Origin of the sequence: Streptomyces sp. NBC_01485, assembly GCF_036227125.1 — a bacterium.
GTDB lineage: Bacteria > Actinomycetota > Actinomycetes > Streptomycetales > Streptomycetaceae > Streptomyces.
The window spans coordinates 102,518-123,980 of sequence record NZ_CP109435.1 but is presented as its reverse complement, the minus strand read 5'-3'; the positions used below and the strand labels follow the sequence as shown (position 1 = coordinate 123,980).

General features: G+C 73.0%; 5 protein-coding genes (1 of these 5 only partly in view). All 5 read left to right on the top strand.

Going from position 1 to position 21,463, the window contains the following annotated elements; translation table 11 throughout:
- Positions 1–53: 53 nt before the first annotated feature.
- Tightly spaced (at most 20 nt apart), the 5 genes in view from OG352_RS00405 to OG352_RS00385 form a layout consistent with a single transcriptional unit that may run on beyond the window.
- Positions 54–1,901: an amino acid adenylation domain-containing protein gene (locus OG352_RS00405; RefSeq protein ID WP_329213079.1), complete on the top strand. Its 1,848-nt coding sequence runs from the start codon at positions 54–56 to the stop codon at positions 1,899–1,901.
- An 18-nt stretch (positions 1,902–1,919) separates the two neighbouring features.
- Positions 1,920–2,870: a chlorinating enzyme gene (locus OG352_RS00400; RefSeq protein ID WP_329213077.1), complete on the top strand. Its 951-nt coding sequence runs from the start codon at positions 1,920–1,922 to the stop codon at positions 2,868–2,870.
- Between the two features lie 20 nt (positions 2,871–2,890).
- A complete protein-coding gene (locus tag OG352_RS00395; protein WP_329213076.1) occupies positions 2,891–4,093 on the top strand; it encodes an alpha/beta fold hydrolase in 1,203 nt (400 codons plus the stop codon).
- 12 nt (positions 4,094–4,105) lie between these two features.
- The gene (locus tag OG352_RS00390; RefSeq protein WP_329213074.1) at positions 4,106–17,227 is read left to right on the top strand and encodes a non-ribosomal peptide synthetase; all 13,122 of its coding nucleotides are present in this window, start codon (positions 4,106–4,108) and stop codon (positions 17,225–17,227) included.
- A protein-coding gene (locus tag OG352_RS00385; protein WP_329213072.1) for an SDR family NAD(P)-dependent oxidoreductase crosses the window boundary here: on the top strand, positions 17,224–21,463 show its 5' portion. It continues 17,381 nt past the right edge of the window; the window shows 4,240 of its 21,621 coding nt (coding positions 1–4,240); it begins with the start codon at positions 17,224–17,226; its stop codon lies beyond the right edge, outside the window. The genes OG352_RS00390 and OG352_RS00385 overlap by 4 nt, the downstream gene beginning before the upstream one ends.

The window sequence follows — 21,463 nt, the reverse complement described above, 5'->3', positions numbered from 1 at the left end:
CGGCACGGCGTCTCCGCCTCTCCACGACCCCGTACCCGGATGGGAGATCCTCCATGGCTTCCGGCACGTCGTCCGTCTCCGGCAAGACCCTTCACACACTCTTCGAAGACCAGGCGGCGAGCTCCGGTGACCGGATCGCGGTAAGCGACGGCAGCACCCGCCTCACCTACCGCGAACTCGACGCCGCGGCCGACGCCGTGGCCGCTCGGCTGCGCGCCCTCGGAGCAGGCCCCGGGAAGCTGGTCGGGCTCTGCGTGGACCGCAGCGTCGAGCTGGTGACAGGCCTCCTCGGCATCCTCAAGGCGGGCGCGGCCTACGTACCCGCCGACCCGGCGTACCCCACGGAGCGGATCGCCCTTCTCCTGGACGACACTCAGGTGTCCACGATCGTCACCGTCTCCCGGGTGGCCGGCTGCCTGACCGGAATCGACGCCCAGGTGCTCCTGATCGGCGAGGACACCGAGGCCGCACCCGCGACACCCGCCGGGGAACCGACCGGATCGGCCGCCGCCGAGCAGGACCTCGCCTACATCATCCACACCTCGGGATCGACCGGTACACCCAAGGGCGTGCTGGTCGAACACCGCAACGCCGTAAGGCTCTTCGAACAGACCTCCGACCTGGTCCGGTACTCGCCGGACGACGTGTGGACCCTGTTCCACTCGGTCAGCTTCGACTTCTCGGTCTGGGAGATCTGGGGAGCGCTGCTGCACGGCGGCCGGCTCGTCGTCGTCGGGTCGGACGTCGCCCGCTCGCCCGCGCTGCTGCGCGAGCTGCTGGCCGAGGAGGGTGTCACCGTCCTCAGCCAGACCCCTTCCGCCTTCCACCGGCTCGTCGCCGCCGACCTCGCCCGTCCCGCGGGGGGCCTCGCCCTGCGGCTGGTGGTGCTCGGCGGCGAGCGGCTCGACGTCAAGGTGCTCGAACCGTGGCTCGCCCGGTACGGGCACGAGAGCCCCGAGCTGGTCAACATGTACGGCATCACCGAGACCACGGTCCATGTGACGCAGCGCCGCATCACCCGGCGCGACCTCGACGAGCCCGCGGTGAGCCCGATCGGTGTCCCCCTCGACGAGGTGAGCCTGCGGCTGCTGGACGAGACCGGGCAGCCGGTGCCCGACGGATCACCCGGCGAGCTCTACGTGGGCGGGACGGGCGTGGCCCGCGGCTACCACCGCCGCCCCGAACTCACCGCCGAGCGCTTCCTGACCGTCGGCGAGGGAGCGGCGGCCGAGCGGATGTACCGCACGGGCGACCGGGCGGTGCGCTCCGCATCGGGCGAGTACCACTATCTGGGCCGCGCCGACGACCAGCTCAAGGTCCGGGGCTTCCGGATCGAGCCGGCTGAGATCGAGGCGCACCTCACGACCCATCCCGCCGTCGCGTCGGCCATCGTCACACCACACGATCACGGCGACGGGGACGTACGGCTGACGGCCCATCTGGTGCCGGCGGCGGGAGCGCGGATCACCGACGAGGAGCTCGGCCGGCTGGTCGGGGACGTGTCCGCGACCGTCAACACGCGGCTGCCCGAGCACATGCGGCCCTCCGCCTACCGGCTCATCGACGAGGTGCCGCTCACCGCACAGGGCAAGGCGGACCGGTCGGCGCTGGACGGCCTGCCGTACCGCGAGGCTCCCGCGGCCCGGCAGGCGGACCCGAACGAGCTCACCGAGACGCAGCGGAAGGTCGCCGCCACCGTCTGCGAGGTGCTGGACAGGCCCTCCATCGGACCGGACGACGACTTCTTCGACTCCGGGGCCACCTCCCTGGCCTTCATGCGCATCATCGCCTCGGTCAACCAGCTCTGCGGGGTCGCGCTGACCGGCGCGGAGCTGGACGAGGCAACCGTCCGCTCCCTGGCCGCCTGCGTGGACGCGCGGTCGCAGCGGGACCACAACTGAGCCGAAAGGAAGAAGACAGTGCCCGAGCAGCAGAGCGCAGGTTCCTTCGCACTGAGCCCGGCGGAGCGCCGCACCTTCCAGGAACGGGGCTACTTCGGCCCGTTCAAGGTGTACGAGATCGAGGAGATGCAGCTCCAGTGGAAGCGGGAGCGACTGCGCCTGATGGACCGCAGCCACGCCGTCTACCAGGACGAGGCCGCGCAGTCCGGCAACACCAACATCTCCAACTACGACCGCCACCTGGACTCCGCCTTCCTGGCCGACCACATCTGCCGGCCGGAGATCGTCGACCGGGTGCGCGGCGCCCTCGGCCCCGATCTGCTCTGCTGGCGCAGCGAGTTCTTCCCGAAGTACCCCGGTGACGAGGGCACCGACTGGCACCAGGCCGACACCTTCGCCAACGCCTCGGGACAGCCCCAGATCCTCTGGCCCGAGGGCCACAAGGACTTCGGCGGCACCATCACCGTCTGGACCGCCTTCACCGAGGCGAACGAGGACACCGGCTGCCTCCAGTTCATCCCCGGCAGCCACCAGCGGATGAACTACGACGAGACCAAGAAGATGCACTACAGCCCGGACACCATCAACCGCGTCGACAAGAGCGGTGTCCGGCGCGGCTTCTTCGGCTACGACTACCGCGACCTCCAGGTGGACCCGGACTGGAAGCCGGACGAGTCCCAGGCCGTGTCCATGGTGATGCGCCCGGGCGAGGCCATCATGTTCTGGTCGACGCTGATGCACGCCTCCTGGCCGCACACCGGCAAGAGCCAGGACATGCGGCTCGGTTTCGCCGGCCGGTACGTGCCGACCAGCGTGCGCGTCTACCCCGACACCGAATCCATCGAGGAGTACGGCGGCACCGTATCGCTCGAACGGTACGGCGCTGTGCTGGTCGCCGGCGAGAACCGCTACGACCACAACCGCCTGGTGACCCGGACCACGCTCGACCACCCGTTCACGACACGCTGACCGAAGGGCCCGCCGAGCCGATGCTGAACCACGAGGTCCGCACCGCCGTGGCCCTGCTCGCCGAGGCGGTGCGTGGCGTCCGCCCGCTGGCGGCCGGTCTCGGCGGCCCGGTCCGGGTGCCCGTACCGGCCGCCCCGCCCGCCGCCGAGGACCCGCTCACCCCCGCCGAACTCCTGGACCTGCTGTCCGGCCGGCTCCGGGTCGCACTGTCCCCCGCTCCGCAGGCGCCGCACGAAGGGCTCGGTGTCTTCGAGCACGTCATCGGGCAACGGCTGGAACCCGCGCTGGGCCGGCCGGAACTGGCCGGACTGGCAGCCGGAGACCGGGCAGAGGCGGCCGGGATCGCGGACCTCGTCGCCGCACGGAGCTTCGACCGGTTCCGGGCACCCGCCGACGCCGTGGCCGCCGACGGCGCCCGGCTGCCCGTGTACACCGCCGGTGACCCCGCCGCCCCGCCGGTGCTGCTCGCCTCGGCGTGCGGCATGCCCGCCGAACTGTGCGACACCTGGCTGCAGTCGCTCGGCCGCGAACACTACGCCGTCACCTGGGAGACCCGCGGACTGTTCGGCGAGGTGAGGGACTTCGACCGGCTCGGATGGGACACCCAGGCGCAGTCCGATGACGTCTTCGCCGTGATGGACCACCTGGGGCTGCCCAGCGCCCAACTACTCGGTTTCTGCGGCGGCAGCGTGGTCGGCCTGCACGCGGCCGGCCGGCGGCCGGAGCGGATCGGTTCGCTCAGCCTCTGGCACGGCGCCTACGAACTGGGAGCCGCGTCGCCGAAGCTGGACCACCACCGCAACATCCAGGCGCTGATGGCCATGGCGGCCGAGAGCCGTGAGTCGGCCGCCGCTGTGCACCAGGTCTTTCTCCAGACCATGCTCGGCAGCACCCCGCCGGACCTCGCTCACCTGGTCCTCTACCCGTTTGCGACCGCGGAGCTGTTCTACCGGTACTGCCGGCTCAACGGCGCGATCACCGACATCGACGTCACCCCGCTGCTGGCCGGGGTGCGGCAGCGGACGCTGGTGGTCACCAGTGAGGACGACACCACGGCGAACCCGCTGGGGTCCGCCGAAGTGGCACGGCGGCTCACGAACGCGACCCTCCAGGTCGAGCCGCACGGCGATCACATCTCTCTCTTCAAGATGGGCGGCCGGCTGGGCGACCTGGCGCTGAGTTTCCTGCGTGACGTGCCGACCGGCGCGGGCGCCCGGCACTGAGACGGGGACGACATGGAACCGAGGAACGAGGCCGGGCAGAGCGCTGCCCGCATCCTGCACCGGCTGCTGGCCGAGGTGCGGCCGGACGGCGCCGCACCCCTGCCGTCGGCCGGTCTCGCCGACTGGGGACTGACCTCGCTGGCCCTGACCCGGCTGTGGATCGGCCTGCGCCGCGAGTTCGGCCTCGACCTGGAGCCGAAGTCCCTCGGCGAGGCCACCCTCGAAGACCTGCTCGCCCGGGTACCGGCCGAGGGCGGCACGACGGCCGGCCCCGCCGGGCCGCGCCCGGCGGAGGCCGCGCCCGGCGGCCCCTGGGCGGACGGCCCGTACGAGCCCTTCCCCGTGACGGACCTTCAGCAGTCCTATCTGGTGGCGAAGGAGGACGGACTCGTCACCGACCCGGTCGGCTGCCACCTCTACCGGGAGTTCACCGTCCCGGACCTCGACCCCGACCGGCTCCACCGGGCCTGGCAGGACCTCGTGGAACACCACGACATGCTCAGGGCCGTGGTCGAGGAGGACGGCACCCAGAGGATCCAGCAGCACGCCCCCGACTGGCGGCCGGCCGTCCACGCGGCGGGCTCCGCCGCGGACCGGGCCTCGGTGCGCGAACGGCTCTCCCACCGCCGTTACCTTCCGGGCGAGTGGCCGATGTTCGCCGTCGAGGTCACCCGCACCGCCACCGGCCCCGACGTGGTGCATCTGAGCCTGGACACCCTGATCACCGACGGACACGGCTACGCGCTGCTGCTCCAGCAGTGGCACGACCGCTACCACCACCCGGAACGCCCGCTGCCGGCCGGCACGCTCTCGGCCCGCGACTGCGTACTGGCCCTGGCCGCCGGACGGGACAGCGCGGCCCACCGCACCGACCGGGAGTACTGGGCCGCCGGACTGGCCGACCTGCCCCCAGGGCCCGCCATCGTCCTCGACCCTCCTGAGGAAGACCCGGCGCCGCAGCCGGCGGGCTGCCGCCCGAGGCTCCCGCTGGACGGCGCGCTGCCGGCCCGGCAGTGGCAGGCGTTGACGACGGCGGCGCTCAGGGCGGGCGTCTCTCCGACCGCGCTGGTGCTCACGGTCTTCGCCGAAGCCCTCGACCGCGCCCACCCGCAGCCGCGCACCTCCCTGGTCGTCACCACCAGCCTCCGCCCCCATCTGCCCGCGGACACGGCCCAGTCGGTGGGCCCGTTCACCTCGACGGCCGTCCACGTGATCGAGGACAGCGCTGACGAACCGTTCGAGGAAGCCGCACGGACCGTGCACACCCGGCTCTCCGAGCACCTGCGGCACGGACTGGTCTCCGGCATCGAGGCCCTGCGCGAGCTGCGCGCCAACGGCCCCCGGGGACCCCGGGCCGACACGGGCGCCCCCGCGGTGGTGTTCACGAGTCTGCTCGGAGTGGGCCCTGCTCCCGGAGTCGCCGGGGGCTTCGGCTCCGCCATCGAGTACGGCGTCAGTCAGACCTCCGACGTCGCCCTCGACCACCAGATGTGGGAACAGGACGGCGGACTGCGCTACCGCTGGGATGTCGACCCGGCCCGCTTCGCGCCGGGGGCTGTGGAGACCGCGTTCGCCGCGTTCGCCAACGGTCTCGCGGTGGCCGCCTGCCCGGAACCGGCCGGACAGCCGCAGCCCCTGCGCGAACTCCAGGAGGCCTATCTGGTCGCCCGGTCGGCGGCCGGCCGGCAGTCCGCCGAGGGCTGCCAGTGCTATCAGGCCTTCGCTGTGGACGACCTCGACGTCGACCGTCTCGCGGGCGCCGTCCGGCGGCTCGTCGACGCGCACCCGGTCCTGCGGACCGAGGCGGGAGTCGAGGGGCTGCTCGTCCGCCCGTACGGGCCCGAGCGATGGCACATCCCGGTCGTCGAAGCCGCGGACGCGGAAGAACACCAGGCGCTCTGCGACCGAATCAGCGCCGAGATGACCGATCGGCCCTTCCCGCTGGGCCGTTGGCCGCTGTTCGAACTGCGGGTCACCCGGGACGCCGCCGGCCGCTGCACAGCGCACTGCGCCTTCGACCTGCTGGTGGCGGACGGACAGAGCATCCACCGCCTGTTCCGGGAACTGTGGCGGCGCTACGACGACCCCGGCGCACACCCGAAGCCGGGAGATCCCGCCGAGGAGTACCCGGGGCCGCGCTCCGCCAGGGCCGGAACTCCCGAGCACGAGCGGTCCGCCGCGTACTGGCAGGAGCGGCTCGCCGATCTGCCGGCAGGCCCGCCACTGCCGGTGCCCGTGGCCGGGACAGGCCGGGGACGCACCCGGCTGGCGGGCCGGATCTCCGGATACCGGCAGCTGCGCGAACGCGCCGCCGAGCACGGCCTGCACCCCGACGACCTGCTGCTCGCGGCCCTCACGCGGACCCTGTCCGGTCACTTCGACCAGGACTACGCCGTGCCGGTGGTGCTCTGGCCGCAACAGGCCAGGGACCTGCGGCCGGGCGAGTTCTCCTTCATGACCTGGATCACCGGCGCACCGGCCGGTCTGCCGCTGACCATCGCCGCACGCACCTACCGCACGCAGCTCGACCGGGACCTGCGGGCTGACGGGATCAGCGCGCTGACCGCGATGCGCAGACTGGTCCTCAAGGGTCGCCGGGACGCCGCCTCCGCCTACCCCGTGGTCTACACCGCCCTGGTCGACCTGACGGACCATCCCCTGCCGGCAGGTGTCCGACAGGGACGATGGCTCACCAGCACACCGGGCTGCTCGCTCGACTGCGTCGCGGTGGCCGAGGGCGACCGGCTCAGCTACGCCTGGGACGTGGTGGAGAGCGACTTCCAGGCCGGTACGGCCGCCGCGCTGTTCGCCGAGTTCGAGCGGAACGTACGCCTGCTGGCGGATGACGCGACCTGGACGATGGCCCTCGACGAGGGGGGCGAACCGGCCGGGCACGACGGGGAACCGGCCGGGCTGAGCGACGACGAGCGCAAGAAGGTCCTCCACCGGTGGAACGACACCGCCGTACCGCTGCCCGACGAAGGTCCGGTGCATCTGCTGTTCGAGAGCCGGGCCCGTCGGCAGCCGGACGCGGTGGCGCTGCGCTGGCGCGGCGGAACCATGACGTACGGGGAACTGAACCGCCGGGCCAACCGGATCGCCCTGAGGCTGCGGGCGACAGGCACCGGCCCGCAGAACGTGGTGGGCGTCCGGGTGCGCCGGGGGCCCGACATGGTGGCCGCTGTGTACGGCGTGCTCAAGGCGGGCGCCGCGTACCTCCCCATCGACCCCGCCCTGCCCGAGGCGCGGGTCTGCGCCATGCTCGGCCTCGCGGGCGCCGACCTGGTCCTCACCTGCGCCGGCACGCCCGCCGTCGACTTCCCGCCGGGCGTGACCGCACTCGATGTCGACGCTGCCCGAGCCGCCTTCGTGGCGGACGCGGATCCGGACCCGGACGCAGATCCCGAGCCGTGCTCGACCATGGACGACCCCGCGTACGTGATCTTCACCTCCGGCAGTACCGGGACCCCCAAGGGCGTGACGGTCGCCCACCGTTCGGTCTGCAACCTGCTCAATTTCTGCTACCGCGTCCTCGACCTGAGTGAGTCCGATCTGGGACTGGCCGTCACGTCACTCGGCTTCGACCTGTCCGTCTTCGACATGCTCGGCCTGCTCGGCCGGGGCGCGGGCGTCTACCTCGCCGACGAGGAGCAGCAGCGCGACCCCGAACTGCTGCTGGACATCCTGCTCACGCAACCGGTCACGGTCTGGAACTCCGCGCCCACCACCCTGTACCAGCTGACACCGCTGCTCGAATCGGCCCGGCCGGGCCCGGCCACCGCCAACCTGCGGCTGGTGCTGCTCAGCGGCGACTTCATCCCGCTGTCACTGCCCGGTACCGTCCGGGCGACCTTTCCGAACGCCGAGACGATCGCGCTGGGCGGCCCCACCGAGACGACCGTGTGGTCGAACATCTATCGGGTCGCCACGGTGGATCCCGGCTGGCGCAGCATCCCGTACGGGCGGCCCATCGACAACACGCGCCACTACGTACTCGACGAACGGATGCGGCCCTGCCCGATCGGCGTCGAGGGCGACCTCTACACGGGCGGGGAGTGCCTGGCCCTCGGATTCTGCAACCAGCCCGGGCTCACCGCCGAGCTCTTCCTGCCCGATCCCTTCGTGGACCGTCCGGGAGAGCGGATGTACCGGACCGGGGACCGGGCGCTGTGGATGGCGGACGGCAACCTGTCCATCAGGGGGAGGGCGGACGGCCAGGTGAAGATCAGGGGTCACCGCGTGGAACTCGGCGAGATCGAGCACTGCCTGCGTACGCATCCGGCCGTCCAGGAGGCCGTTGTCCTCGTACGGCGGGGCGGGGGCGGGGGCGAGGACGGCGTCGGGGAGAAGGGCGCGGACGCGAAGCTGGTCGCCTACGTCGTCGTGGACCCCGCGGCGGACTTCGCGGCCGATGACCTCAGGACCCGTACCGCGAAAGCGCTGCCCGCCTATATGGTGCCGAACTTCGTGGCCGTGCTGGACACCTTCCCCGCGACGGCCAACGGAAAGCTGGACCGCGAGGCGCTGCCGTGGCCGCTGGACGCCGCCACTGCCGACGCCGGCGACGGGAGTGGCGGCGCCGGCCGTGCCACCGCCGTGGACGCGGCGCGCGGCACGACCCCGAGCCCGGCGCGTCTGGCCGAGGAGGTGTCGGACCTCTTCGCCCGGCACCTGGACCTGCCGTCGATCGATCCGCTGCGCGACCTCTGGGACCAGGGAGCCACCTCCTTCACGATGGTCCAGGTCTCGGCGGCGCTCAAGAAGCGCTACCGGCAGCGGGTGCCGGTGTCCGCGCTGATCTCCGAGCCGACGACGGCCGGGATCGCCCGCATCCTCGCCGCGACCCTGGGCGTCACGGCGGCCGAGTCCGAGCCGCCCGCCGGTTCGAAGCCGGAAGACTCCAGGACGGAGGAGCCGAAGCAGCCCGCCGGGTCCCGACCCGTTCCCGGGCACGACGCGGACCGGACCGAAGGCCCCGGGGCCGTCGACATGTTCTCCCCCCAGGAGCGGGACGCCTTCAAGGCCGCGGCATGGAACCTGCGCCGTACCGCGCCCGGCGCACAGCTTGTACCCCTGCCCGTGGTGCCCGTCGACGAGGCCTGCTACGACTGGCGCGGCAGTCGGCGGGACTTCCTGGACACACCGCTGCCGGCCGAGTCCTTCGCCCGGCTGCTCTCGCTGCTGCGCGAGGCACCGGTGGCCGGGGGACGGCGCCACCTCTACCCGTCGGCGGGGGACACGTATGCCGTGCAGGTCTATCTGCACGTGCGGCCGGGCGCGATCGAGGGGATCGCGGGCGGGATCCACTACTACCACCCGCGCGAGCACGCGCTGGAACTGATCGATCCGGACCCGGGGATCGACCGCTCGGTGCACTTCTACTACAACAGGCCGGTCTTCGACGGCTCGGGCTTCGGCATCTACCTCATCGGCCAGACCAGGGGCATCGAGCCGCTCTACCAGGAAGTCGCCGAGCGCTTCCTGATGCTCGAAGCGGGATATCTGGGACAGCTGCTGATGACGGGTCAGGCGGCCTGCGGAGTGGGACTGTGCCCGGTCGGGACGCTGACGTTCGAGCAGATCCGGGACGCGTTCCGCCTCGACGAAGGCCATGTGTTCCTGCACGCCCTGATGGGCGGGCGGGTCGAGCACGCCCTCGCCGGGCTGACACCGCCGTACGGGGACCGGCCGACGGACACCGGGACCGCTGCCGACGCCGGGACCACGGCCGACGCGCAGAGCGAGCCGACCGCGGAGCACGGGAACACGGCGGACGGCATCACAAGCGCCGAGGTGGCGGTGATCGGGATGGCCGGCCGGTTCCCGGGAGCCGACGACCTGGGGCAGTACTGGCAGCGGCTCAGCGCCGGTGACTGCGGGGTCGGGCCTCTGCCCTCCGGCCGAGGGCTGGCGGAGGACGGCCGTCTGCCCTCAGGCCTCAACGGGGGGTTCCTGGCGGACGTCGAGCGGTTCGACAGCCTCCTCTTCCGGATCGCCCCCACCGAGGCGGCCACCCTGGATCCCCAACTGCGCCTGCTCCTGCAGACGGTGTGGTCGTGTCTGGAGGACGCCGGCCACACCCCCGGCTCGCTGCGGGCGACCGCACCCCGGGTGGGCGTGTTCACCGCCACGATGTGGCACGACTACCAGCACCTCGGCAAGGAGCTCTGGGAATCGGGGGCCGAGGCACGGGTCTCCGCACTGGCCGCCGACCTGCCGAGCCGCATCTCCCACTTCTTCGGCTTCGACGGGCCCAGCATCGCGGTCGACACCTCGTGCTCGTCCTCGCTCACCGCACTCCATCTGGCAGTCGAGAGCCTCCGCAGGGGGGACTGCGACGCGGCGGTCGTGGGCGCCGCCAACCTGATCACACACCCGTACCATCTCGCCCTGCTCTCGGAGGCGGGCCTGCTCGCGCTGGACGGGCCGGTGCGGGCCTTCGCGGCCGACGGATCCGGCTGGTGCCCAGGGGAGGGAGTCGCCGCCGTCCTGCTCGTCCCGGCCCGTACCGCGAGCCGGTCGGGCGACACGGTCAAAGGGGTGGTCGAGGCGACCTGGGCGGGTCACTCCGGCGCCGGCGGGCGCTACGGAGTGCCGGATACGCAGGCCCTGGCCGACTCCGTCGCCACGGTGCTGTCCCGGGCCGGCGTACGGCCCGGGGAGATCGACTACGTGGAGTGCGCGGCGGCCGGTGCGAGCATCGCCGACGCCGCCGAACTGGAGGCGCTGGGCGAGGTCTTCGCGGGCAGCCCGGTCCTGGCCGGGACGGTCAAACCCAACATCGGCCACCTGGAGTCGGCGTCCGGCCTTTCCCAACTCGTCAAGGTCCTGCTGCAGTTCGGCCATGGCCGGATCGCCCCCACGCTCGCCGCCGAGGTGCGGACCCCCCTGGTCGACTGGGACGAGCTGCCCCTGGAGATTCCCGGACGGATACGGGACTGGCCGTCACCGGGTACCGGGCGGCGGGCGCTGGTCAACGCCGTCGGCGCCTCTGGCTCCTACGGGCACGCGGTCGTCCGGGCCGAGGTGTCCGCGGCGGCGCCCGGCCGGGGCGGCGAACACCAGGCCGTCGTCCTGTCCGCCGCGTCGGCCGGCCAACTCCGCATCTCTGCACGGCGGCTGGCGAACCATCTGGCCGCGGCGGCGACGGGCGACGGGCAGCCGGATCTGGCAGATCTGGCCTTCACCCTCCAGGACGGCCGGGTCCACATGGCGCACCGCCTGGCGGTGGTGTGCGCCGGACTGCCCGAACTGCGGGACGCGCTGGACGCGTTCGGCAGAGGCCGCCCGCAGCCCGGAACGGAAACCGCGGTGGTCGGCGGGCCGGGCGAGTCCGGGGAAGAGATCGTCCCGGCCGATGCCGCCGGGGCCGCTGCCGTCTGGCTGGCGGGCAGGCCCGTCGCCTGGGGCGCGCTCCGCACGCCCGGCCTGCGCCGGGTGCCACTGCCCGGCTACCCGTTCGCCCTCGACGAGCACAGGCCGACCGGTCCCGCGCAGGACCGCCCCGACGGCATACCCGCAGCCGAGGGCGGGGCCGCCGCCCAGGAGTACGTCCTGCGGATCTACGCGGAAGTCTCCGGCATCCCGGTGGAGCGGCTCGACCCCTACACACCGCTGGAGCACTACGGCCTCACCTCCTACCTGATCGGCAGGCTGAACGGCTCGCTGGCCGAGGACTTCTCGGAGCCGGTATCCCGCACGCTGTTCTTCGAACGGACCGACCTGGCGGGGATCGCCGCCGAACTCGCCGCCCGGACGGACGGGCCCTGGCAGCGGAAACGGGCCACGGCGGTGAACGCCCCGCAGCCGCAGCCGCTGTCGCGGCCGGTGACTGCGCCCGAGCCGGTGACCGGGCCCGAAGAAGCGCACGAGGCCGTCCCCGAGGACGCCGTGGCAGTCATCGGCATCGCCGGCCGCTATCCGCAGGCACTCGACCTCGACCGGTTCTGGGACCTGCTGCTCCGGGGCGGCGACGCGATCGGCCGACTCCCGCACGACCGTCTGCGGCCGGACTGGCCCGCCGATCTGATGTGGGGCGGTTTCCTCGACGGCGTCGACCGCTTCGACCCCCTGTTCTTCCACATCTCCCCCCGGGACGCCGTGTTGATGGACCCCCAGGAACGGCTCTTCCTGGAAGTGGCCTGGGAGACCCTGGAGGACGCCGGCTACACCCGCGCCCGGCTGCGCGAGCGGCACGGCGGACGGGTCGGGGTGTACGCGGGGGCGATGTACAACGAGTACCCCTTCTTCGGGGTCGAGCAGTCACTCGGCGGTACGCACTCGGACACCGGCTCCGCGATCGCCGGGATCGCGAACCGGGTCTCGTACTTCCTCGACCTGCACGGACCCAGCATGACCGTGGACACCATGTGCTCGGCCTCGCTGACGACGCTCCACCTGGCGGTCCGCGCGCTGCGGGCGGGAGAGTGCGAGGCGGCCCTGGTGGGCGGCGTCAACCTTTCCCTGCACCCGCACAAGTTCCGCCAGCAGCAGCGGCTGCGCATGGCCTCCGGCGACCACCGCTGCCGCAGCTTCGGCGCGGGCGGCGACGGGTTCGTCCCCGGAGAAGGGGTGGGCGCCGTCCTCCTCAAGCCGCTCGCACAGGCCGTCGCGGACGGCGATCGCATCCACGCGGTCATCCGGGGCAGCGCCGTCAACCACGGCGGACGGACCAACGGATACATGGTGCCGAGCCCGGTCGCCCAGGGCGAACTGGTCGCGGACGCGCTGCGTGACGCGGCAGTCGACCCCCGGACGATCGGCTATCTGGAGGCGCACGGCACCGGCACGGCCCTCGGCGACCCGGTGGAGATCAACGGTCTGGCCCGGGCCTTCGACGGGGTGGCGGCCGGAACGTGCGCGATCGGCTCGGTCAAGTCCAACATCGGTCACCTGGAGGCGGCGGCGGGAATCGCCGGCCTGACCAAGGTGATCCTGCAACTGCGCCACCGGCGGCTCGTGCCGTCGCTGCACGCGGAGCAGCTCAACGCGGACATCGACTGGTCTGCCTGCCCCTTCGTCGTCCAGCGCGAGGCCGCCGACTGGGCGGCCCCGGCCTCCGGTCCCCGGCGGGCCGGGATCAGCGCCTTCGGCGCGGGCGGCGCCAACGCGCATGTCGTGGTGGAGGAGTATCTGCCCGCATCGGTGCCGGCCGCGGGCCGTCCGGAGCGGCAGCAGCTGATCGTGCTGTCGGCCCGGGACGAGGAGCGGCTGGCGGAGCTGGCGACCCGCTGGCTCTCGTTCCTGACCCGGGCCGGTCTTCCCTCGATGGCCGACCTCGCCCATACCCTGCAGTCCGGGCGTGAGCACATGAGCGAGCGGCTGGCCGTGGTCGCCTCCGGCCCGGCCGAACTGCGCGCCCTCCTGGCCCGTTTCCTCGACGGTGACCTCGCCCAGACGGTCCGCGGCAGGGCGCCGGGGACCGCGACCCCACGGGCCGCGCAGCCGCCCGACAGCGCGTACCACGACCTGAGGGAGCTGGCCCGCCACTGGGCGGTCGGCGGCCGGATCGAGTGGGCCCGCCTGCACCGGGGCGACCGGCCCCGCCTGGTGGGAGTCCCGGCGTACCCGTTCGCCCGGGAACGGTACTGGCCGACACCGATACCGACACCGACACCGGTTTCGACACCGACCCCGGCTCTCGGCCCGAGGCCGACGCCGACGCCGCCGATCCGTGAGTCCGGGCCGACGGTCGCCGCCTCCGGGCAGGAGCAGAAAGGCCGCGAGGTGCTGCTGTACGCGAAGACCTGGGAGCCCGCGGAACTCTCCACCGTGAGCGCCGGCCCGCCGGTGGACGGCCGGATCGTCTGCCTCTACACGGACAGGTCCTGGGAGGCCGCCCACCAGGTGGCCGCAGCTTTCGGGCAAGGCCGCGTCACGCTGGTCAGGGAAGGCGGCCCGACAGGCACGACCCCCGGGTTCACCGACGAGCGGGACGGCGTCGCGCTGATGGACGCGCTGGCCGGCCGACAGCCCGACCTGGCCGGCTGGATCGACCTGTGCGACCTGGACCGCGACGGCGGGGATCCCGGTCCCTGGCTCGCCCGGCCGGCGATGCTCCAGCGCCTCATCGCCCGGCGGGGCGGCACCCGGCTGCGGGTCGTCCAGGCGGTCTGCGGCCTCCGGGCCCCGCAGGACGGCCTCCGGCAGGATCCCTCCCGCAGTGCCGCGGGGGAGCAGCCGCCCAGCCCGGCCGGTGCCCGCACGGCGGGCTTCGTACGCCTGCTCGGTGCCGAGTACCGCTCCGTCCGGGCGACCGTCTGCGACAGCGACGCCACCGCGCCCCTCCTGGCCCGCCAGTTGCTGGCCGAATGGGCGAGCGACGACCCGACGGCCGAGGTGTGCCACAGGGGAGAGCAGCGCTACCTGCCCGTGCTGAGCCCGGTCGCCGCGCCGTCCGCCGCCGTGTACCGCGCGGATCCCGCGAAGGTCTACCTCGTCACCGGCGGAACCCGGGGCATCGGCGCCCTGGTGGCACGCAGGCTCGTCGACCGGGGAGCCCGCAGGCTCGCCCTGGTCAGCGCCGACCCGCTGCCCCCGCGCCACCGTTGGGCCGACGAGGACCTGTCCGCCGTCGAGGCGACGGCGGTGGGCAGCATCCAGGCGCTCGAACGCGCCGGCGCCATGGTCCTGCTGCACGCGACCGCCACCGCCGGTACGGCCGACTTCGGCCTCGCCGCCTTCCTCGAACGTGTCAGGGACCGCCTCGGACCGGTCGGCGGCGTGATCCACTGCGCCGGGCTGCCCAGCCGGGGCCGCCCCTCCTTCATCCACAAGACGCTCGGGGACCTGCACGACGTCCTCGAACCGAAGACCACCCTGACGGAGCAGCTGGACCGGCTCTGCGCCGCCCATTCGCCGGAGTTCTTCGTGCTGATGTCCTCGGTGAGCGGCGTCGTGCCACGGCTGGGCGCGGGTGTCAGTGACTACGCCGCGGCCAACGCCTTCCTGGACTACTTCGCCGACCGGCCGGGCCGGACCGGGCCGACCCGCTACCGCTGTGTGCACTGGCCCACCTGGCTCGGTACGGGAATGGGCGCGGCCCACTCGGAAGCGGGAGCGCCCGCCGGGCTGGACGCGATCACGGACGAGGAGGGACTGCGGGTACTGGAGTCGGTCCTGACCACGTCCGGACCGGCCGCATTGGTGCCGTGCGTGCCGCTCGACGACCGTTTCGACCCGGCCACGCTCCTGCACGCCCACCGCCCCCCGGTGTCCCCGGCGGCCCCCGGCGCCGCCGAGGCGAACAGGTACCCGGCCCCGCCGCTCTGGCTGGCCGAGCTGTTCTCGCAGGCGCTCGCGATTCCGCTGCCCCGGCTGGACAGCACCGTGCCCTTCGGCGACCTGGGGCTGGAGTCCGTGATGCTCGGCGAGCTCGTCCAGCAGATCGAGCAGCGGACCGGCCGCAGTCTGGAGCCGGCCGTGCTGCTCGACCACCCCACACTCGACCGGCTCGGCACGTACCTGCGCGAGCAGGGCATGCTTGCGCAGGACCCCACGGCGCGGACAGCGGTCGAACGCGGACAGCGGACCGGGGACCGGCCTCAGCCCCTGCCCCCGCCCGCGGTCTCGGCACCGGCCCCCGACTCGGCACCGGCCGGAGTTCCCGTTCCCACGCCCCCTCAGGCGGGTACGGAGCCGCCCGACGACCGCAGGGTCGCGATCGTCGGGCTCGACTGCCGGTTCCCGGGAGCACCTGACGCGACGGCCTTCTGGGCCAACCTCGCCGCCGGCCGGGACTCCGTCACCGAGATTCCCGCCACCCGCTGGGACCACCACGCCCTCTACCGCCCCCGGCACGAACTGGGCCACAGCATCAGCCGCTGGGGCGGCTTCATCGAAGGCATCGAGGAGTTCGACCACCACTACTTCGGCATGAGCGAAGAGGAGGCCACCTGCCTCGATCCGGCCGTACGGCTGGTACTCGAAGGCACCGCGGGCTGCCTGGCCGACGCCGGATACCGGCCCGACGAGCTGAGCGGCCGCGAGGTGGGCGTCTTCGTCGGCACCCGGCTCGGCAACTACGGCGACCGGGTAGGACTGCGCACCGGCGCCGCGGGTCTGGGCACGGACCAGAACTTCGCCGCCGCCCGGGTGGCGCACCACTTCGATCTGCACGGACCCAACCTCGTGGTCGACAGCGCCTGCTCCTCCGCACTGGTGGCGATCCAGCTCGCCTGCCGCAGTCTGCTGGACGGCGAGTCGGAACTGGCGATCGTCGCCGGGGCGGACGTCCTCCTCGACGAGAAGCCCTACCTCGAGTTCAGTGCGGTACGGGCGCTGTCGCCCACCGGCCGCTGTGCCACCTTCGACCGCGACGCCGACGGCTTCGTACCCGGCGAAGGCTGTGGGGTCGTCCTGCTCAAACCGCTGGCCGGGGCGCTCGCCGACGGGGACCGCGTCCTGGCCGTCATCGACGCGGTGGCCGTCAACAACGACGGCCGGACCATGGGCCTCACCACACCCAACCCGACGGCCCAGGGCAAGGCCGTCCGGCGGGCGCTCGCCCTCGGCGGCCTGACCGCCGACCGGATCGGGATGATCGAGGCGCACGGCACCGGCACCATGATCGGCGATCCGATCGAGGTGCGGGCGCTGACCGACGTGTTCCGGGAAAGCACCGACCGCCGTGGCTTCTGTGCCGTCGGCAGCGTCAAGTCGAACATCGGCCACCTGCTCAGCGCGGCGGGCATGGCGGGGCTGGCCAAGGCGGTCCTCGCCCTGAAACACCGCCAGATCCCGCCGACGCTGCACTGCACGACACCGAATCCCCGTTTCGACTTCGCCGACTCGCCGTTCTACCCCAACACGGTCCTGCGCGACTGGCCGGACGACGGGCGGCCCCGGGTCGCCGGCGTCAGCGCCTTCGGACTCGGCGGCACGAACGCCCATCTGATCGTCAGCGAGCCCACCGCCGGGACCGGTGCCGCCCACCCGTACCCGCGCCTGCCGCTGCCCCGCCCGGTCTTCGACCGCCGCCGTCACTGGCTGGAGCCCCCGGCGGCCCGACCCGCCGACCACGCGGCGACCACACCCGCGCCACGGCGTGCCGCTGCCTCGATCCTGACTCTGAACTTCCGTCCCGGCCCCGCCGCACGGGTCGTTCCGGGCACCTCTGAGAGGACGAACCGTTGAGCGACTCCGACATCGACTGTCAACTCGTGCTCCGGCACGACGACTTCATCATGCAGAACCACCGGGTCCACGGTGTGTCGGTGATGCCCGGAGTCACGTTCCTGGACATCGTCTACCGCATCCTGGCCGCCCAGGGCCTGGACACGAGCACGGCGGAGCTCCGCGACATCGTCTTCGCCTCGGCGATCGTCACCGCCGAGGGGCGCGACCGCGAGATCCGGGTGCATGTCTCGGCCCCCGGGGGAGAGAGCCGCACGGTCACCGCCGAGAGCCGCCGGCTGCACGAGGACGAACCGAACGGCGACTGGCAGGAGAACTTCCGTGCCGAACTCGTCTCCGTCTCCGCCGCCGACGCCACCCCTCTGGACCTGGTGGCACTCACCGCCGGCGCCGTGCGCACGCGCTCACTGGCGGACATGTACGCGCACACCCGCTCCCGGGAGATAGTGCACGGACCACCGATGCGGTGCGCGGGCGAACTGCACATCGGAACCGGCTATCTTCTGGGCGACCTGACCCTCGACCGGACAGATCGCGGAGAGCCGGAGTCCGAGGAGGACCTGGCCTTTCATCTGCACCCGGCGAAACTGGACGCGGCCACCATCGTCGCCTACGGGCAGACCGCGATCACCGCCGCGGAACCCTTCATCCCGATGTTCATCGAACGGTTCCGGGCGTTCGGCCCCCTGCACGGAGCCTTCCACGTGTACGTTCCGCGGCCGGAGGAACTCGCGCCGTCCGGTGAGCTGTTCCACAGCAGCTTCTCCCTCCACGACGAACAGGGCCGCCCGGTGGCCGAGGTCGGCCGGCTCACCTGCAAGAGGATCCGCCGTCCGGAAGCCATCCGCGACCTGCTGGAGGAGCCCGCGGAACCGGCGCGGGAGGAGCGATCGGCGCCGGCCGGGCCAACCGCCGCCGAGAGCCACGCCACCTGGCTGCGGACCCGGATCGGCCGACTGCTGGAGCGGGCGCCCCAGGACATCGACACGGGGCTCGGCTTCTACGACATGGGCCTCGCCTCGGCGGACATGCTGCTCGTCAGCCAGGAGCTGGAGGAGGTCGTACGGGCGTCGCTCTACCCGACCCTGCTGTTCGAGCACACGACGATCGACAGTCTCGCCCGCCACCTCGACGAGACCTACGGGCGTACGGCGCCCGGCTCCCCGGCTCCGCACGCCGATCCGCATCCGGCCGAGGCCCCCGCCCAGCCCGCACGGCCGCATCGCGCGCAGGCGCTGCGCCCGGTGTGGACGGCCGCGCCGACGGCGGCGCCGGAGCCCGCCGACCTCATCGTGATCGACGCGGCGCCCGCGCTGCTCGCCGAGCTCGCCCCGGCGGTCGCGGCGGGCGGCGGGCGGCTCGTCGCGGTCCACCATCAGGCGCACTACGCGGCCACCGGCCCGGACAGCTACCGGCTCGACACCCGCAGCCGTGAGCAACTGGCCCGCATGATGACGCAACTGCCGGTGTCCGGCGGCAGGGAGTGGGCCGTGGTGCACGCGGCCGGGCTCAACGGCCCGGCCTCCCCCGCCGAGACCGCTGTCGCCGTGTGGGCCGTCTGCGCCGCGATCAGCGACAGTCGCTCGGCACGTCCGCGCTCGGTGCTCGTCCTGCACGCGGCGGGGGATCCCGACGGGCCTTCGGCGCTCCCGAGGGCCGAGTACGCGGCGGCCGCGGCGATGGGCCGTACGATCACGGCCGAGCGCCCCGCGCTGCGGGTCCGCACGGTCGAGGTGACCGGCCGCGCCGACCCGCAGGAAGTCTCCGGCATCGTCCTCGCCGAGACCGCGGACCGGTCGGGGGAGAGCGAGGTCCGCCACCGCGGCGGTGTCCGTCAGGCCCGCCGCTTCGCTCCCGCCCCCCTCGGCGACGCCCCCGGTTCCTCCCTGCTGCGCGCGCACGGCGTGTACCTCATCAGCGGTGGGGCCGGCGGTCTCGGGCTGCTGCTCGCCGAACACCTGGCCCGCACCCGCGGCGCCCGGTTGATGCTGTCCGGCCGCTCCACGCTGCCCGCTGCCCTGCGGGAGCGGATGCGCGGCTGGGAGAGCCACGGGGCGCAGGCCCACTATCTGAGCGCCGACCTCACCGAACCCGCCGACGTCGACGCGCTCGTGACCCGCACCCGTGAACTCTTCGGCCGGATCGACGGTGTGATCCACAGCGCGGGAACGGTGCGCGACGGCATCTTCCTCGGTAAGACACCCGACGAGATCCGCGAGGTGCTGGCCCCGAAAGTCCGGGGCATCGGGCTTCTGGACGAGGCGACCGCAGGGGACCGGCTGGACTTCCTGGTCGCCCACTCCTCGCTCTCGGCCGCCGTCGGCAATCCGGGACAGAGCGACTACGCCTACGCCAACGCCTACCTCGACCATTTCCTGGCGGCCCGGGAGGCGCGCGCCGACCGGTCGGGACGGAGTCTGTCGATCGCCTGGCCGCTCTGGGCGGAGGGCGGGATGCGGGTGACCGCCGAGGTCACCGGACACGCCGCCCGGGCGTACGGCACCAGCCCACTGCCGACACCGGCCGGACTGGCTCTGTTCGAGCGGGCGTTGGACGGCTCGGACAGCCGGATCGTCGTCACCCACGGGGATCCGGACCGCCCCGACGATCGGCTGCCCGCCGGCGTGGCCGACTGGAACGGGGTGGACGGGGCCCCCGGGGAGGCGACCCCGGGGGCCGTGAGCACCGTTGCGCAGTCCTCCCGCACCGCCGTGGTACCGGCCTCCGTCGGCGCTCCGGCCGCGGCCGGGCCCGGGGAGAGCGACCCCCGGGCCGAGGCGATCGCGGTCATCGGCATGGCCGGCCGGTATCCGCAGGCCCCCGACCTCGAGAGCTTCTGGCGGAATCTGGCCGAAGGGCGGGACTGCGTCACCGAGGTGCCGGCCGACCGCTGGGACCACGAGGCGATCTTCGACCCGGAAGGAGGCCGTCCCGGCACCACCTACAGCCGGTGGGGCGGCTTCCTCGACGGGATGGACCGCTTCGACCCTTCGTTCTTCGGCATCTCACGCCGCGAAGCGGAGCGCATGGATCCGCAGGAACGTCTCTTCCTGACGACCTGCTGGGAGACCCTCCAGGATGCGGGCTATCCGGCCTCGCGGCTCGCCGCGCACGAGGTCGGGGTCTTCGCCGGGGTGATGTGGAACCACTACCAGCTCGTCCGGGGCAGCGCGGAGGACGTCAGCCCCACCGCCATGCACGCGGCGGTCGCCAACCGGGTGTCGTACACGCTCAATCTCACCGGCCCCAGCATGGCCGTCGACACCGCCTGTTCGTCCTCGCTGACCGCCATCCACCTCGCCGTGGAGAGCCTGCGCCGCGGAGAGTGCGCACTCGCGCTGGCCGGGGGCGTCAACGCCAGCGTCCATCCGCAGAAGTACCTCCAGCTGGCGCAGGGCCGCTTCCTGTCCGAAGACGGCCGCTGCCGCAGCTTCGGCGAGGGAGGCAGCGGTTACGTACCCGGCGAGGGCGTCGGCGCCGTGCTGCTCAAGCCGCTGTCGCGAGCCGAGGCGGACGGTGACCACATCCACGGGGTGATTCGCGCGACCCGGCTCAACCACACGGGCCGCACCAGCGGGTTCACCGTACCCAGCCCCACCTCCCAAGCCGCGCTGCTACGCGACTCGCTGGCCGCCGCCGGGATCGGGTCGTCCGGCATCGGGTACATCGAGGCACACGGCACGGGCACGGCGCTCGGCGACCCGATCGAGATCGACGGCCTGCGCAAGGCGTTCTCGACCGAAGACCCGGCGCCGGCGGGCAGCTGCGCGATCGGGTCGGTCAAATCCAACATCGGGCACCTGGAGAGCGCGGCCGGTATCGCGGGGGTCACCAAGACCCTTCTCCAGCTGCGCAACCGCCGGTTCGTGCCGTCCCTGCACGCCGACGTACTCAACCCCGCGATCGATCTGACGGGGACGCCGTTCCGGATCCAGCGCGAGGCGCAGCCGTGGCCCGAGCCGTCCGACGGCACACCCCGGCGGGCCGGCGTCAGCGCCTTCGGCGCGGGCGGGTCCAACGCGCACGTCGTCCTGGAGGAGTACCGGATGCCCCCGGAGAGCTCTCCGGCCGCCGACGGCCCGGAGCTGGTCGTCCTGTCGGCCCGTGACGAGGACGCGCTGCGCGGCTACGTACAGCGCATGCGGGCCTTCCTGGAGCACGGTGACGGGCAGTCGGGGATGGACGCCGCCGAACTGCGGGCGGTGCTGACCGCCGGTGCCGCGGAGGCGCTCGGCG

Coding starts and splice junctions, on each gene's coding strand:
- OG352_RS00405 (WP_329213079.1), top strand. CDS start 54: ATGGCTTCCGGCACGTCGTCCGTCTCCGGCAAGACCCTTCACACACTC.
- OG352_RS00395 (WP_329213076.1), top strand. CDS start 2,891: ATGCTGAACCACGAGGTCCGCACCGCCGTGGCCCTGCTCGCCGAGGCG.
- OG352_RS00390 (WP_329213074.1), top strand. CDS start 4,106: ATGGAACCGAGGAACGAGGCCGGGCAGAGCGCTGCCCGCATCCTGCAC.